Raw genomic sequence first — 15,837 nt, forward strand, 5'->3', positions numbered from 1 at the left:
CTATTTGTGAACAAGTTATCAGTACAGGTGTGATTAAAGAAATATATTAAAAATATCACCTCTATATATTAAATATATCGCCATGCTTGAATCAAAACCACTTCGACATTTTCTGGCTGTTGCTCAGTTTGGTAACTTCACCCAGGCGGCCAAAGCGCTGCATATCGCACAGCCTGCATTGAGTATCTCCATTAAAAAACTAGAACAGACACTAGAGTTGATTCTATTTCGTCGAGGCGATAAATCCGTCACTTTAACGGAGGAGGGCAAAGTACTGTTTGAGCATGCAAAGCGAATCGCCCAGCAGTTTGATGATGCTCAGCTCGCGATGAATGAACTAAAGGGGCTAGAAAAAGGCGAGGTTCGATTAGGCGCTCCAAGTATGATGGGCAGTTACTTTTTCCCCCAAGTAGTGATGGCATTTAAAAGCCAATACCCAAACCTAAAGTTGACCTTGATTGATGCTGGCACCGCATCGATTCGTGAAATGCTGTTAAACGGCGAACTCGATATTGGCGTAATTAATCATGAGAACGTTCCAGATGATTTGGAAACGGATCATCTGTTAAGCTCAGAAATGTTAGCTGTAGTTGGCAAAGATCACCCACTGGCAACGCAACCATCCATCACCTTTGAAGAATTTTTTGCTCAAGAGCTGATCATGTTCAAATCGGGCTACTTCCACCGCGATTTTATCGATGCGACTTGTAAGAAGTACAATCTCGATATGACCATTGCGTTCGAAACCAATTTATTGCCAATGATTCTTTCTATCGTGAAGCGAGAGTTTGCCATCACCGCGTTGCTTAGCTTGGTGACAGAATACGAGGAAGATGTCGTAGGCGTGCCATTTAAAGACCCTGTGAAACTGAACCTATCTTTGGCGTGGAGAAAGGAAGGGTATCTGTCAAAAGCAGACCGAACCTTTATTGATTTCGTTAAGCGGTATGTGTGATTTAGTAAGATTTAAATAAACAAAGCCCGAACATCCTAGGTTGGACATTCGGGCTTTGTTTGTAGAAATATAAGTCTCTTAAATCACGTTAAGTGTTCTTTGAGTTATACATCTTATCGAAGTTCTTCTGATTCCAACCGACCATCACTTGATCGCCGATCTTAAGCACGGGGATAGAACGAGCACCCATCGCTTGCAATTCTTTACGACCACGCTGCATCTTTGCATTCGTTAGGCGGTAAACAATTTTCTTAGAGTCTAAATACCTTTGGGCATCTTTACAGTGCGGGCATTTGTCTGCGACGTACAATACAACACGTTTCATTTTTTCATTCTCTTGGTGAATCTCGCTAAAGTGTAACGAATCCTAGGTGATTAGAAAAGTGTGATCAGTTACACTATGCGGCTCAATTTTCAAGACCACAACGTATTGTCGTGGTGTAACTTGTACGGTCTTTCAGCATGCATCCTTCTTTACGCTATATTCAAGGCTATCCTAAGCACATTCTTGATCCTGTTACTCAATTTGTAGAGTCGGGTAAATTGGTGCCTTGGTTTGAAGCTCGCTACCCAAAGAATCATGAAATAAAAAGCGAGAAAGCCCTGTTTGACTATGCGATTGAGATAAAAAATCGCTACATGAAAAAAACACCACCGATCAGCAAAGTGATTTACGACGGCAAGATACACCTAATCAATAATGCGTTAGGTCTGCATTCTTACGTTGCTAAGAATCACGGTGGAAAGATCAAATCAAAGAATGAAATTCGTATCGCCAGTGTTTTTAAAAATGCACCAGAACCTTTGCTAAGAATGCTGGTGGTACACGAACTGGCGCATATCAAAGAGAAAGAGCACGACAAAGCCTTTTACCAACTATGCTGTCACATGGAACCGGAATATCATCAACTTGAGTTGGATGCCCGTTTATTCATGATGTATTTAGATTTAAAGAAGTAGCCCAATGAGCCAATCACAAAATAGAACGACGCTAAGCCTGTCGAAAAACAGCACTTCATCAGCAAAAACAAAAGACAACCAAGCTGATGTTAAGCCAAGTACAGCTAAGCCAAGCAGCGACAAGCGTATTTCTACAAAGAACACATCTGATAAAAGCCGCAAGAATAGCGCACCTAAAGGCGCGGGCAATAACAAAGCAAAGCGACCTTTTGCAAAAGACAGTAAAGGGAAGCAGGGTGCAAATAAAGGATCATCGAATAAGGGTTCTTTCAATAAAACGGCTTTTAACAAGAACGCAGCTCAGAAAAGACGCTCGGCTGAAAAACCTCAAGGTGGATTACACCCAAGAAACCAGCACACTGGCCGCTATAACTTCGAGTTACTAGTTGCAGCCTTGCCTGAGCTAAAAGAGCATCTGATCAAGAATCCGGTTGGCGAAGACACCATTAATTTCTCTGATCCATTGGCCGTTAAGCTACTCAACAAAGCTTTGTTGGCGCATCACTATGGCGTTAAACATTGGGATATTCCTGCTGGTTACTTGTGCCCGCCAATTCCTGGTCGTGCAGACTACATTCACAGAGTGGCCGACATCCTTAATAGCGATGGCCAAGGTGAACCCTATAACCACGCGTCTGTGAAAGCATTAGATATTGGTGTCGGTGCAAACTGTATCTACCCAATCATTGGTGCGACAGAGTATAAGTGGCGTTGTACAGGGACAGATGTTGATTCAGTCTCCATCAAAACAGCGAACTTCATAGCGGAAAGCAACCCTAATCTAAAAGGTAAGATCCGCGCTCGCCTACAAGCTGACTCTGAATCTATCTTTAAGGGCGTGATTAAGGATAATGAACGTTACGATGTCACTATTTGTAATCCTCCATTCCACAGCTCTCTTGAAGAGGCTGAAAAGGGGTCACAACGTAAACTGGATAATCTAGCGGCGAACCGTGCTAAGAAAGCCGGTCAGTCATTCAAGCCTGAAACGAACAAGAAGCCAGTTAAGTTAGATAAATCAACTAAGCAAGCTAAACCAACCTTAAACTTTGGTGGTCAAAAAGCCGAGCTTTGGTGCCCAGGTGGTGAAGCCGCTTTCATTATGAAGATGGCAAGAGAGAGTCAACTTTTTGCTACTCAAGTTTTGTGGTTTACGACATTGATTTCTAAGAAAGATAACGTCGATATGGTTCGTTCAGAGCTTGGCAAGCTTAGAGCTAAACAAGTGAAAGTCGTCGAGATGTCACAAGGCCAGAAGGTAAGTCGCTTTATCGCATGGACCTTTATGGACGATGAGCAAAGACAAGAGTGGATCGCGCTAAAATAGCGGCTGCACTTAGTTAAGATATTAAGCTGAAATACGGACGGGCTTGTTGTTAACGCAACAAGCCCGTTTTTTTTGTGTTTTGCATATAACCTAAGCAGAAAGCAACTCATCTAACTTACTCTGATATTTCTGCTCTAGAGCTTTATTACCTGCTTTGTTTTCGAGATCGACCAAGATTTTAAGCGATGGAATTTGATAGCCATAACGCTGGTGGAATTTGAATAAACGGATTCGAGCGTCATTGTAATCGGCGTCACTCACTTCAATTTTTGATAACTGTAGTATCGATTTTACGCGGTTTGGATCGTGGTCAATCGCTCTGCTGAAGTAGTACTTCGCTTGGTCGGTATTGCCAGCCTTAAATGCGCAAAACGCGGCGTTTTCATAACTTGCAGACACCAAGTAGTAGTAGGGTTGGTCGATGGCGCGATTGAAGTAATTATCGGCTTGTTCGTATTCGCCCTGTTTACACAAGAAGGTACCGTAGTTGTTCAATACATTGCCATTTCTTGAATCAAGACTGAGTGCTTTGCGGTAAGTGCTTCTCGCTTCATCTACTTCACCCACTTGTTCGTAGTAATGCGCCATTGAAAGCCGAGCACGGTAGTAGCTAGGTGCGTGTTTAATCGCGAGCTCAAGGTTTTCACGCGCTCTCACCATATTGCCTTGTCCCATATAGCCCAAACCTAATTCGATTCGAGATTCAGACATCGCGATAGGATCACTTTCAATCTTTGGCGGTCCTTCAGTGACAGAGACACAACCGGCCAAGGAAAGCGAGGCAAGTAGTACCACACTTGATAACGAAAGAGGGCGGGACAACGAAATCGGATTTGAAAATGATGGCTTGGCAGGCATGTGAAGCTCCTTATGAACACCAACCCATCATATGAAATCAAACCCATTGAAGTCGTAAATCTATCATGGAATGCGACCCACACACCATAAAAAAACCGCGTCCAATTCGTCGTTTTATCAACAACATACTGAACACGGTTTATGTGTTTGTGAATCGGAAGAAAGAACTTAATCGTCTTTGGTAAAGTTGTCTTCGCTGAAATGATCCAGATCGTAAGGCGTTTGTTGGTAAACGCAGTAGTTTAGCCAGTTTGAGAACAACAAGTGTCCGTGGCTGCGCCAGCTTGCAACCGGTTTGTTGTCTGGATTGTTATTCGGGTAGTAGTTGATTGGTATCACAGGCTCCATGCCTTCACCCAAATCACGAATGTACTCATTGTGAAGTGTGTGAGAGTCGTACTCAGGGTGACCCGTTACAAACACGTTTCGTTTATCTTTGGTCGCCGCTAGGTATACGCCCGCAACATCAGAAGTCGCAAGAACATCAAGGTCAGTATGTTCCGCTAAGTACTCTTGAGAGAAGTCCGCATAGCGAGAGTGCGGAGCCAAGAATGTATCGTCGAAGCCACGTAAAATAGGGTGGTATGGGTTATGTATCTCGTGGTTGTAAACACCAGACAGCTTCTCTTTTCGAGTGCGTTTTGGCAAATCATAGAGTAATTTCAAACCAGCCTGAGCTGCCCAACACACGTATAGAGTTGAAGTAACGTGCTTGTTTGCCCATTCCATGATGGTTTTCAGATGGTCCCAGTAGATCACATCTTCAAATTGAACCAAGCCAAGCGGCGCACCAGTGATGATCAATCCATCAAAGTTTCTGCCTTTGACCATTTCAAATTGGCGATAAAAGTTATCAAGGTGTTCAGTCGGTGTGTTTTTACTTGGTCGGTCATCAATGCGCAGCAGCTCTACATCCACTTGCAATGGGCTGTTCGATAGTAGGCGTAAAAATTGAGTTTCAGTTTCAATCTTCTTCGGCATTAGGTTGAGGATCAAGACTCGAAGTGGACGAATTTCCTGTGTCGATGCTCTTGATAACGGCATAACGAAGATGTTTTCTTCACGAAGAACATCGGATGCTGGCAATTGGTCTGGAATGCGAATAGGCACAGCTTTCTCCCTAAGCTAGATATGTAGACGTCTATACATCTAAATCTATAGTAGTTTGATACGCTTGTCGATATGCAAAATGGATAGATGTAAATTATTTGTGTTTTCTATCAGAAGCAATCCACGCGCTTCGAGGGGAGTCTCATTGTATTCAGTGATTGTCTGAGTCGTGTGTAAGTACTTGGTTTTCGTATGCTGAGCAGAGGCAGTTATCAGAGCAACTCGTTACTATTTACGATAAACTCATGTTTTCAAATTAGCCTGTAAAGTGACAGATGAAGTTAATACTCATTCGAGGGTTGCCCGGCTCTGGCAAATCAACAAAAGCAAAAACCTACGATGTATTGCATGTCGAAGCCGATATGTATTATGTGAATGAGCAAGGTGAGTACCATTTTGATCCTAGGCAGCTGCAACAAGCTCATGAGTGGTGTCAAAACACAGCTGAAAACGGCTTAAAGCAAGGGCTTGATGTGGTTGTTTCAAATACCTTTATTAAGCATTGGGAAATGAGAGCCTACCGCCAACTTGCACGCAAATATAAAGCAGAATTAATTATCGAAGTCTGCCGAGAGCAATATGGCACTATTCACGACATTGAACCTTCAGTAATTAAGCGTATGGCGAAAGACTGGCAAGAATAGCCTCGTTCTTCTTCTGCTTGCGTGGCTGAATGGCAAATAGAATTAAATTAATAGAACAACTTCAAGGTAACGATTGAAATGGCAAAGCGCTCTGTTGTGGTCGACATGACTTCTTATGGTATCTATTCCACATGGGATTCAAAATCTAAAGATCTTCCAAAAATTCAAGAGTTCACCACCACCGTTGATGCTGAAATCGACGTAGAGTTTGGCTATATCCTGAATATCAAAAAAGCCAAAGGTGAGAAGATCCGTTACTGCATTTATCACCCAAACATCACCACAGACAAAGGTGAAGTGCTCGAACCGTTTGGTGGTGAGGAGTATGTCGGTAACAATGACTGGGATTTCTACTTAGGTCACACTATCTGGGCTCCTGTCTCGAACAAGCTAGGAAAGTGGCGCATGACGGTTGAGCTAAAAGGCAACATCATCGCCGACAAGACATTCGACCTAGTAGCAAAAGACGAAGGCCAATTCTGGAAGCGTAGAGGGTTTTAGGTTCGACCTTCTATGTTCACCTAAACAACAAAAAGCCGAGCATCGTGATGATGTCTCGGCTTTTTTCATTGTGCTAGATAGAAGTGACTACCCAACTAATGGATTCGATTATTGCGTTACGTAAGCCACAACAAACTCAGTGATTGCGACCATGTCTTTCACTGCAATGTACTCTTCAGTGGTGTGAACTTTCGCCATACCAGTAGAAAGGTTAACTGTTGTCAGGCCTTTTGCGTTGAAGTTGTTTGCATCGCTACCGCCGCCAGTGCGTTTAGTGTTCGCTGTGACGCCAAGCTTCTCAAACGCCGATTTGATAGAAAGAATGTGCGGATGATCGTCTGCAATAACGAATGCATCGTAAGCACGAGTTGATTCGATTTCTACTTCAGCGCCGAACTGCTTAGCACTTTCTTGGAATGTAGAGATCATGTGCTCAACTTGAGCCGTTAGCTTTTCGCCGTTTAGAGAACGTGCTTCAGCCACGACTTTAAGCTCTGGCATTACGATGTTAGTTGCTTGACCACCTTCAACAATACCAACGTTTGCTGTCGTTTCTTCATCGATACGAAGTAGGTTCATCTTAGTGATTGCGTCTGCAGCAACCTGAATTGCGCTGATGCCTTCTTCTGGTGCTAAACCAGCGTGAGCAGGGCGACCTTTGATTTTAGCAACAATCTTCTGCTGGCCAGGCGCTGCGTTTACGATAGTGCCAATTGGACCGCCTGTATCAAGTACGATTGCGTGCTCAGATTGAATGTAAGACATATCGAAGTTCAAAGAGCCGAACAGACCGCCTTCTTCGAATACAGTAAATGCAATCTCGATAGTTTTGTGCTCTTGTCCTTCAGCTTTAATGCAACGAACCGCTTCCATGATAGCTGCGATACCAGACTTGTCGTCACCACCTAGAATTGTGTTGCCTTTTGAACGGATGATACCGTCTTCGATGATTGGCTCAATGCCGATGCCTGGCGTTACTGTGTCCATGTGGCAGCTGAACACTGTGCTACCTGGAAGAGTGCCATCTAGACGAGCGTAGATGTTGAAACCATTAGACACTTCTTCAGGAACCGCCAGTTTGTGAACTTCAAAACCTAGTTCACCGAGTTGCTCAGCCAAAGCTTCAGCAATCGCTTTTTCGTTACGAGATTCACTATCAATTTTCACTAGATCGCAGAAATGTTCTACAAGACGTTGTTCATTAATTTGGGTCATTGTTAATTCTCATTATGCTTCCGCTTGTTCAAAAAGAAGCCGCGGAGGTAGGAACAGGAAAATCACTATAACGCCAATGAGGTAGATGATTGTCTGAGTTAAATCAAGAAAGTTGCCTGATTATTCTAATTAATGAGAAAAACCCAATTCAGATCCACCAGTGCGCAGGATTTTAATCTGTATATCTGTCGGGTATAATGTTTGACCGCTCTTAAAAAAACGTCAATAAAATTGGAATTCAATCAATAATGGCCCTGATAAATGAATAGAAACAATGTGTTAGGTTCATTCCTTTTCGTGGTGCTGATGAGTATTGTGCTGGGGCTGTATTTGCTCTATCCAACTTATGACGACGATTTAAAGCATATTCGCCCTGAAAACCCGAGTGTTTATAGTCCAGAGAAAGAGTTATCACTCTCTCAATATGGATCTGCGTTGATCGATATTCTCGATGTATCTCGCGGTGACCCTAATTTAGCTTCCCAACAACTTGAGGCTCTCCAAGCCAAGTTCCCAGACCAAGATAAAGCCATCTATCGTGCTTACGAATTGATGATTTTGTCCAACCTCGCGCAACATAAGTTGGATACCGAAGCGGTTTCCGAATACGTCAGGCAGATTAAAGCACTCGCACAACACGAACATATGGGTTGGCTAAAGGCCCAATCTCTCGTTGAATTGGCGATTGAATACATCAGTAAGGGTGAGCTAGCGGAATCTGAAATCCAAATCAGAGCAGCGATAGATATCGCAGAATCGCTTCACTATGAAGAGTTGTTGATTAAGGCCTATAACACGGCTGGTGTCATCAATAACATCCGCAATGACTTTCCTGAAGCTCAATACTTTTTCCATAAAGGTTTAGACCTTGGTAAGAAGTACCCTCATCACATCTACAACAGCAAGTTAGTGTCAAATATGGCACTGCTTTATATCTATTTGGAAGACTGGCCTAAAGCGCTCAAGCTGATTAAAAGAGCCAAAAAGCTCTATTACAAGAGTGGACTACTCGAAGCGTCTACCATCGGCGTGCTGCATGTGAATGAGTCTTTTGCTTATCTGCGCAGTGGTGATTTAGTCAAAGGCCGAGAAGCATATCAAAGTGCGGCTAAGCTAAATGGCGATAACGTGAGTGAACGATACAAAATCATCCTATTAAAAGCAGAGAGTGATGTGTTGTTGGCGGAAAAGAACTTTGAGTCAGCACGACAAGTCGCAAACTTGTGTCTTAGATACCCAGGCGTGGACAAATACACACTTCAATTGGGGCAGTGTTACCTAAATAGAGCCTTAGCGAACATTGGTTTGAACCGAGATAATTTTGTTTTTGCTGATCTAAAGCGATCGTCTGCAATGTTCGATGTTGTGGGGACTCGCAGCTGGAAGGTCCTCGGCTTAAGAACACTTGCTGAATACTATGATTCAAGAGGCGACAGCGAGAACGCACTTCGCTACTTCAAGCTCTATTACAAGGGTAATAAAGCGCTGCTATTTGATAAGCGCCAGAGTGATATCTTTTTACTCGAGCAAGATTTCGCTACGGCATCATTAGCTCAAGAAAACGAACTGCTTAACGCAGAAAAAGAGTTGGGTGAGCTGACATTAGATAAGCAGCAATTACGGAATCGAATCGTCGTCGCTTTGGGTATCATGGTGATGATAAGCGCCACGTTACTATTGATAAGGTTACGCTCGATCCAGAAGACCAACAAAGAACTACTTAAGCAATCAACAAGATGCGAACTGACAGGCTTATACAATAGGCGTTACTTAGAGCAACGGTTAACTCAGCCGATGCCACATCATTTGTCGTCGTTTGGGTATACGCTCGCTATTCTAGATTTAGACCGCTTCAAACAAGTTAATGACACTTATGGGCATGATATTGGTGACCAAGTGCTGGTGGAAGTCGCTAAGCGTTTAGAGAAAATCTTATCAACAAACGATGTAGTGGCAAGATGGGGTGGGGAAGAGTTTGTTTTGTTGCTGGCTGGTTCCATTGATCCTGAGCAACAGTTGAACGTTATCCGTTTAGCTATTTCTGAAACACCCATTGATACGCACTCCGGCTCTTTAGACCTCACCACATCGATAGGAGCGTCGATTGGTATTGTTCATGAGCAACTCAATCAAGATACTTACAAGAAGTACCTCAAAGCCGCGGATGATGCACTATATCAAGCGAAAGAGTCGGGTAGGAATCAAGTCATCATTGCTGAAAGTTAATCGCTAATCTGGAAACAAAAAGCCATTCTGATCTTCGTGAGATAAGAATGGCTTCTGGAACACTCTGAGATCGCTAATATCAAAATTTGAGTGAGAAGTGGGGTTTACTTAGCGATATGTCGAGTTTATCTATATCAACATTTTCTAAATGAGTTACTTAGCGACACCTTGAAGCATTTCAACCAATTCGCCTTCTGTCGCTGGTTCGCTAGCGAGTTCAATCACAGCCGAAGCTCCTCCCTTTAACATGTAGGCTTGGGTTCCGCAGTGGTCATAGTGGAACCATTTACCATCTACACATACGTCGGTATAACATCTTGGGTCTTGTTTAAGTTCCATATCAATTTCCTTATTAACATTTGCCTAACGTTTTTCAGACTAGTTGATCACAAATCTAGGTAAATTGATCTAAATCAATCTAGAGTGTAATTGATGATTTAATTATCAAAATAAGAGAGGTGTGTCTAGCGAAGGAGCGACCTCTCGTTGGGCACTGCGCTCAAAGGTCGTGATTCTGGTTGGCAACTCTCGCTCTTTTGCTTGCCAGGTGATGCTTTTCTACATACGCTAGCTACTCTCTTAATCCCTATACAGACTTGATTGTGTTGGAAAATGACTAATATCTTTATCGTTGTATTTGTTCTGGTTGTGTTCTTTTACTTTATTCAAAAGTATGTGGTGAAACACGATGACACCAAAGACCACGCTTATCAGAAGAAAGGCGCGTTGATGTCGGCGCAACAGGCGACATTCTATAATGCGCTAAAATCAGCTGTGGGCAACCATGGGGAAGTGTTTGCTAAAGTCAGCATGTCGAACGTACTTGTTCCTGCTAAGACGAACAATAAGAAGAATTGGTTTATCGCCAACAACAAGATCTCACGTAGTTACTTCGACTTTGTTGTTTGCGACCCGCGAACGCTAGAGCCCCGCGTTATTATCGAACTTGATAACGGCAAAGAGCTCAATAAAGGGAAAGTCGATCGCGAAAAGCTACTAATTCACGTGTGTAAATCGGCAGGTTTACCTCTGATTGGTGCATCTATTAAACACAGCTACCAAGTGAGCCGTTTGAAGAGGTTACTGGCAGCACACATCGATTTAATCGAGCCATCAAAAGAAGTGCGATTTTGTAAGAAGTGTGGTAGCCCAATGATCATCAAACTGGCAAGCCAAGGCGATTACAAAGGCCGACGCTTCTTCACTTGTAGCCGCCAGCCAAACTGCACCTATACCGAAAACTACAACGTTGTATTCGATGTGGATGAAGATTCTAACTAATATCTTGAGTTAAAATGCTTTATTAGAGGGGTAAGACACGAAACAGGCAGAGGTATATAGCTATTGAACTAGAGGCGAAATGTGATCTACTTCAAGCCATTGATCTGCTTTGTGTTTAAAATTTATTCTGATTGTTGTTTTTAAAAGCAAACGAACCGTTTTGTGCAAATTTATCCTTGCACGCTACCCATTCACTCGTTATTATCGATCTCGTTCTGAAGCGTTAGCCACTTAGTAAAGCGGTTAGTTAAGTTTCAAAGCATTGCCCGCTTAGCTCAGTTGGTTAGAGTACTTGCATGACATGCAAGGTGTCACTGGTTCGAGTCCAGTAGCGGGCACCACATTATACGAAAGAGCCCACCTAGTGTGGGCTTTTTTGTGCCTGTAATTCCTTGCATTATCAGGCTCTTAACCATTTCTTGGTCCCAAGAGATTCCATAGCTCGTTGTAAAGTCCACCATTCTAGAAGCAGCCGTTAATTTATTGTGTTCGAGAACGATTAACTTAATTTTCAAACCCGAGAGTAGTTACTCGAGAACATTTATACGGTGACTATCAATGATTCATAACTTTGGATGGGGAGTGATACAGCATTTTCATTTTCTAAGCATTTAACGACACCGTCGACATCCACATCATCGAATATTGTTTTATTGGTGCTAGATATATCAATAACAAGGTGCCCGTTGTCATTTTCTGTTTTGCCTTTAAACAACAGTATTCGTTCCAGAGATATGTCGTTCAATCTTTCTTGATTACCAACTAACTCCAGTATATCGCAGTAGCCGTTAAACTTAGGAAATAAGACGATAGATCCGAACACGTATTCGTCAAAGTGGTTACTATGACTGGCTTTTTCAACTCTTCTATTGCTACGAAGACGGTGCCTTAATTCACTGGGAGAGCAGCTTGGACTGTCTTGGCTCTTTTCTTCTGACATCAAATCAATACGAGATTTAAACCCAGCAATTATCATTTCGTCTTCAGTAGACTTAGGCTGACGAACTTCCCAGTTTTTGACATAACTCTTTTTCATTAATTGATTACGATATTGATGAGTTTTATACGATATATTTTTGCAACTATATGAAGAAAATGAATCGGTTAGGAAGTGACCGTATTCAGCAGAAGCGATAAATTGTGAAAATAGCCCCTCAGCTGAGGTGTTGAGTTCAATTTGATGTTCCTCATTTCCTAAATCTATATCGTCTAGAAGCTCATCTTGTAGAACGGGTACGAAAACCTGATTGGTAAGAAAAATGTTTTTTATATCAAAAGATAAGTCCTGCTTAATCCAAGACTGAGAGCGGGGTGATAGCGTAAATTGTTGTTTTGACCAATTTAATACATCATCTTCGTTTGGCATCATTCGTACTATATCTTTGAAAAACAAAAGCCCCGTAGAGTGCCAATGTTCAACTCGAACTATAGTGTTTGTTTCTAACTCGTCCCAAAATAGACTAGGTGTTGAAGATGTACAGATATCTTCAGAAACAGGCAACCCGCAAAAGTGAGATGATGTACGATTTTTCTTCTTGATGGGGATAAAATCTAGTAGAGATAAGTAATTATTATGGTAGTTGGCTTCTGGATGAATGTTTGAAGTTAAGAGAAAAATCTTCATTGAGTAAGAAGGCGTTTGTAGGTTTCGTTTGTATTCTCTAACCTTTTCGAGTGCTTTTAATGGGGTTTGATAAACTTCGCTATTAAACTTTAGACGATCAGAAGAATTCGATAACTGGCAATTCAAGGCGTCATAATGTTTGAGGGCATTGTTGAGCATAAAACTATTGTTAGCCAAGTGCTGACGGTATTTTTCTTTCCATAGCTCTGCAGTAAAACCACATTTATTAATAGCTATGAGTGCGAGTTCTACCTTATGCAGCGATGTTATCACTTGCTCTTCGACTTCCTCATAGAAGGACTTGTTGTGCTCAAATGCAAGCTCTTTGTTTTTATCTTCGTCGAACACTAGCTTGTTGTTGGATATTGAGAGAGAAGGGCAGTCAAAGCAATTAAAGCCAACTATTATCTTTGTTTGTAATTTCTCTGCCGAAGTTTCGTCGGTCTGATAATTATCGAATGCTAATTGAATATTTTTTGTTGTAGAAGAAGATAGCTCGGCTCCATATATGGATAAGTGACTCTTAGGTTTCTGGTGCCAATATTTTAGCTTACTCAAGCTATCGGTTAACGCTTGAATCCCTTCGTTCAACTCTACGTAATGGTGTACGGACTCTTCCCATTTCAAGGTCAGGCTTTGTTTAAATTCGTATTCTGCTAGCTTCGAGTTGAGTTGAAGACTTTGTTCTTCTAAGTGCTCTTGTGTTTTACTGATGTCGATAGACTTTTGCGCCAGCATAATGGCAATGATTGCTCCTGCCGCTGTAATTGGAAGCCCAAGTAGGAGGTTCCACAGTCCAGTTATACTGGATAATTTCTCCTCTATTGTTGCCGTCGAATAGGAGCTACTAATATAAAGAGTAAATAAAACAGCTATCACTGAAACCAAAAAGAACAGTGAAAAACCTCGGAACAGATTGTTGGTTATCTTTCTATTACTAGCCATAGCTCTACTTTTCCAATATCTAAGATATCTATTTATTGTTTGACCTACCTTAGAAAGAAAGCGTAATGATATAAATTGCGGCGCATTTCACTAAATGCTAGTTATGGCTTGAGCATTGGCCGTCAGGAGAGTGATTCAAAAAGTACTAACCACTAATTAGGAGTCTTTCCTAAAGATGTGTTTTCGATGATACTGCAAAAAATGATCATGCTGGGGCAAGCACCAACGAAGCTTCATGGTGGGTGAAATATTCAGTTTTTCGACGTCATTTGATGTTAATTGTGGTGATAACATAATCAGACCATCACGATCAAAAGATATGTAGCCTTTATCAAAAGCAGTATCTAAGTTTGGGGTAAGCAATAATCCATTTGTCATATCTATCGCTTCGGATGCGGAGCAGTCACGCCAAGGTTTGATGTGGGATGCAACAAGAAAATCCGTGTTATCGAATCCTGTCACCGAACAACTTGTCCAATGATGAATGAGCTGATCTCGAAATAGTCCTTGCCCGATCCGTGCTTGAATGGTTGTCTCTCTATCTTTTTCTGACAAAGTATCGAGCTGAGTCTGCATCATTTCTAAATCTGTTATTACGTTGTTTGGAGCGATAGGAGTGACCCATTTTAACTCTTCTAGAGCTTCTGCCACCTGATCTTTTAATACCCACGTGAAGTGACCATTGATACTTGTTTCATCAGCCGCTGTACAAATGGTATATGTCCAAATAGGTACTCCATTTTTTTGCTGTTCAGGTGTGTACTGGAGGATAAGGCTTAGCTCATGAGCAAAGCTGCCGTACTGCTCATTACCCGTCATGTAATTTTCGTACCCTGCAGCTTTAGCTAATTGAATAGCTGTTATTTTCCTGTCTTCGGCTCGATAGTTTGCCTTCAGCATTTTAATACCGTTCTGTATTTTTTTTGAGGAGCTTGTAGAAAGCTCCTTAAGCGCTTGTGCAATTCTTGTTGAGTTGTGTGTCATGGTCGACCTCTTTGTTTTATTCGTTATCGATATCATGGTCAATGCCCCCCCCCCCTAAATTGGATGATTTATCAACATGGCCTGTAGAGTCATTTGAGATACTCATTGGGGTCTATATAGAGGTTAGTATGCTTGTCCTCATTAGCTTAGAAAATGACAGGTTTTATGACATCAGCGAGGGCGACCGGGAGAAGGGTGAGTGAGTTAGTGTGTTCTTATTGAAAGTGATACCAAAAAGTCGGGTTCTAATTGCTAGCACAGACAGGTGATGTTCCATCTAGAACATCACCAATCTTATCGGGCTGTCTCGAACGAACCTTGATTTATCTAGGTAGACTTTCGTCAAAGTGAGCAGTCAATTGATAGGCTTCTGGTTGTTCTTTTAGCAGCTTTTGGTCTTGTATGACGCCCATACGTCGCAAGTAATAACTGACTAAAGCTCCACGAGTTACTATTTCCATCTTCTTGTTTTTCATAGCGTAGTCGTCAGCAACAACAACTTGTTGTTGCTCAGACAAGTAAGGGTTAGGTGTAATCATTAACTTAACTTGATGGTTCCAGTTGTCATCATGTTCTCGCATTTTTGGTGACTTATCCATTAAGTCAGGTTCGTTCCTAAAGCGACTTAACACGAAATCTCGAAATTCATTTTTCTCTTCACAATATGCTCTTACATGCCACCTGATCCCATCATAGACTAAGCTGTGAGGCGCAATAATTCGACCTCGAACCTCAGGTGTAGAGAGCGATACATAGTCAATATCGACGCGAAGGTTAGCCCTTGCTGCCGCAATTAATCCTCGAACAATGCTTGGTGATATAGCCCTTTCAGGAACGTTCAATACGGTCGATTGAGCTTCCCCCCAATTAAAGAACTCGAAGGTCTCTTCTTGGTTATATTGCTGATGAAGTATAAGTAGATACTCATGAGCAGTGCCTTGAGTAAATAAAGGCTTAAAGTTGTCTGCTGGCCTATAGCCTTTAATTGTTCTATCCAGTATCAATTGACCTTGGTCAGTTAAGCTAATGTACTTGTTGATATCCCTAGAAGCTTGTTGTCTCCCTATGTGAAAAGCATCACATAGGTGATTTGTCGTCAGTCGACCCTCCCAAAGAGCAATGATCTCAATTAGTCGAAATCGTACTTGTTGGTCCCATTTGATATCTGCTTGACTCATGTTCGTGCTCATAAATGTTACATGTTGAT

General features: G+C 42.0%; 15 protein-coding genes and 1 tRNA gene. 8 read left to right on the plus strand and 8 right to left on the minus strand.

Going from position 1 to position 15,837, the window contains the following annotated elements; translation table 11 throughout:
- The first annotated feature begins 82 nt into the window (after window positions 1-82).
- Window positions 83-955 carry a LysR family transcriptional regulator gene (locus AB6E54_RS16485; RefSeq protein ID WP_017065533.1) on the plus strand — a complete coding sequence of 291 codons (873 nt, stop codon included), beginning with the start codon at window positions 83-85 and terminating at the stop codon, window positions 953-955.
- Between the two features lie 88 nt (window positions 956-1,043).
- On the opposite strand, the gene AB6E54_RS16490 is transcribed toward AB6E54_RS16485, so the two are convergent.
- Window positions 1,044-1,280, minus strand: coding sequence for a glutaredoxin family protein (locus AB6E54_RS16490; protein ID WP_016786183.1), 237 nt, complete (start codon window positions 1,278-1,280; stop codon window positions 1,044-1,046).
- Window positions 1,281-1,417: 137 nt separating this feature from the next.
- On the opposite strand from AB6E54_RS16490, the gene AB6E54_RS16495 reads away from it, so the two are divergent.
- The gene (locus AB6E54_RS16495) at window positions 1,418-1,915 is read left to right on the plus strand and encodes a YgjP-like metallopeptidase domain-containing protein (protein WP_102569356.1); all 498 of its coding nucleotides are present in this window, start codon (window positions 1,418-1,420) and stop codon (window positions 1,913-1,915) included.
- A gap of 4 nt (window positions 1,916-1,919) precedes the next feature.
- Window positions 1,920-3,242, plus strand: coding sequence for a 23S rRNA (adenine(1618)-N(6))-methyltransferase RlmF (rlmF, locus tag AB6E54_RS16500; RefSeq protein ID WP_017068287.1), 1,323 nt, complete (start codon window positions 1,920-1,922; stop codon window positions 3,240-3,242).
- 90 nt (window positions 3,243-3,332) lie between these two features.
- Here the strand turns inward: rlmF and pilW are convergent, their stop codons facing one another.
- Window positions 3,333-4,100: a type IV pilus biogenesis/stability protein PilW gene (gene pilW, locus AB6E54_RS16505; protein ID WP_017065536.1), complete on the minus strand. Its 768-nt coding sequence runs from the start codon at window positions 4,098-4,100 to the stop codon at window positions 3,333-3,335.
- Window positions 4,101-4,268: 168 nt separating this feature from the next.
- Window positions 4,269-5,210 (minus strand): homoserine O-succinyltransferase, encoded by a 942-nt coding sequence (metA, locus tag AB6E54_RS16510; protein ID WP_017059174.1) that lies wholly within the window; start codon window positions 5,208-5,210, stop codon window positions 4,269-4,271.
- 275 nt (window positions 5,211-5,485) lie between these two features.
- Between metA and AB6E54_RS16515 the strand changes: the two genes are divergently transcribed.
- Window positions 5,486-5,854 carry an ATP-binding protein gene (locus AB6E54_RS16515; protein WP_017070899.1) on the plus strand — a complete coding sequence of 123 codons (369 nt, stop codon included), beginning with the start codon at window positions 5,486-5,488 and terminating at the stop codon, window positions 5,852-5,854.
- A 78-nt stretch (window positions 5,855-5,932) separates the two neighbouring features.
- Window positions 5,933-6,355, plus strand: coding sequence for a DUF3859 domain-containing protein (locus tag AB6E54_RS16520; protein ID WP_372106249.1), 423 nt, complete (start codon window positions 5,933-5,935; stop codon window positions 6,353-6,355).
- Window positions 6,356-6,463: 108 nt separating this feature from the next.
- On the opposite strand, the gene AB6E54_RS16525 is transcribed toward AB6E54_RS16520, so the two are convergent.
- Window positions 6,464-7,570: a M20/M25/M40 family metallo-hydrolase gene (locus AB6E54_RS16525; RefSeq protein ID WP_017059177.1), complete on the minus strand. Its 1,107-nt coding sequence runs from the start codon at window positions 7,568-7,570 to the stop codon at window positions 6,464-6,466.
- A 261-nt stretch (window positions 7,571-7,831) separates the two neighbouring features.
- On the opposite strand from AB6E54_RS16525, the gene AB6E54_RS16530 reads away from it, so the two are divergent.
- A complete protein-coding gene (locus AB6E54_RS16530) occupies window positions 7,832-9,796 on the plus strand; it encodes a diguanylate cyclase domain-containing protein (RefSeq protein WP_372106250.1) in 1,965 nt (654 codons plus the stop codon).
- A gap of 153 nt (window positions 9,797-9,949) precedes the next feature.
- On the opposite strand, the gene AB6E54_RS16535 is transcribed toward AB6E54_RS16530, so the two are convergent.
- Window positions 9,950-10,135: a hypothetical protein gene (locus AB6E54_RS16535; protein WP_017059179.1), complete on the minus strand. Its 186-nt coding sequence runs from the start codon at window positions 10,133-10,135 to the stop codon at window positions 9,950-9,952.
- A 273-nt stretch (window positions 10,136-10,408) separates the two neighbouring features.
- Between AB6E54_RS16535 and AB6E54_RS16540 the strand changes: the two genes are divergently transcribed.
- Both AB6E54_RS16540 and AB6E54_RS16545 read left to right on the plus strand, forming a co-directional pair.
- Window positions 10,409-11,077, plus strand: a complete 669-nt coding sequence (locus AB6E54_RS16540; protein ID WP_372106251.1) for a DUF2726 domain-containing protein — start codon at window positions 10,409-10,411, stop codon at window positions 11,075-11,077.
- 264 nt (window positions 11,078-11,341) lie between these two features.
- A tRNA-Val gene (locus AB6E54_RS16545) sits at window positions 11,342-11,418 on the plus strand.
- A 200-nt stretch (window positions 11,419-11,618) separates the two neighbouring features.
- Here the strand turns inward: AB6E54_RS16545 and AB6E54_RS16550 are convergent.
- From AB6E54_RS16550 to AB6E54_RS16560, 3 genes are all read right to left on the minus strand, one after another.
- Window positions 11,619-13,646 (minus strand): hypothetical protein, encoded by a 2,028-nt coding sequence (locus tag AB6E54_RS16550; protein WP_372106252.1) that lies wholly within the window; start codon window positions 13,644-13,646, stop codon window positions 11,619-11,621.
- A 156-nt stretch (window positions 13,647-13,802) separates the two neighbouring features.
- A complete protein-coding gene (locus AB6E54_RS16555; protein WP_372106253.1) occupies window positions 13,803-14,630 on the minus strand; it encodes an HNH endonuclease in 828 nt (275 codons plus the stop codon).
- A 323-nt stretch (window positions 14,631-14,953) separates the two neighbouring features.
- Complete coding sequence (locus tag AB6E54_RS16560; protein ID WP_372106254.1) at window positions 14,954-15,808, minus strand: WYL domain-containing protein; 855 nt, start codon at window positions 15,806-15,808, stop codon at window positions 14,954-14,956.
- Window positions 15,809-15,837 lie beyond the last annotated feature (29 nt).

This window comes from Vibrio sp. 10N.247.311.49 (assembly GCF_041467655.1).
In the GTDB taxonomy this organism is placed as follows: Bacteria; Pseudomonadota; Gammaproteobacteria; order Enterobacterales; family Vibrionaceae; genus Vibrio; species Vibrio crassostreae_C.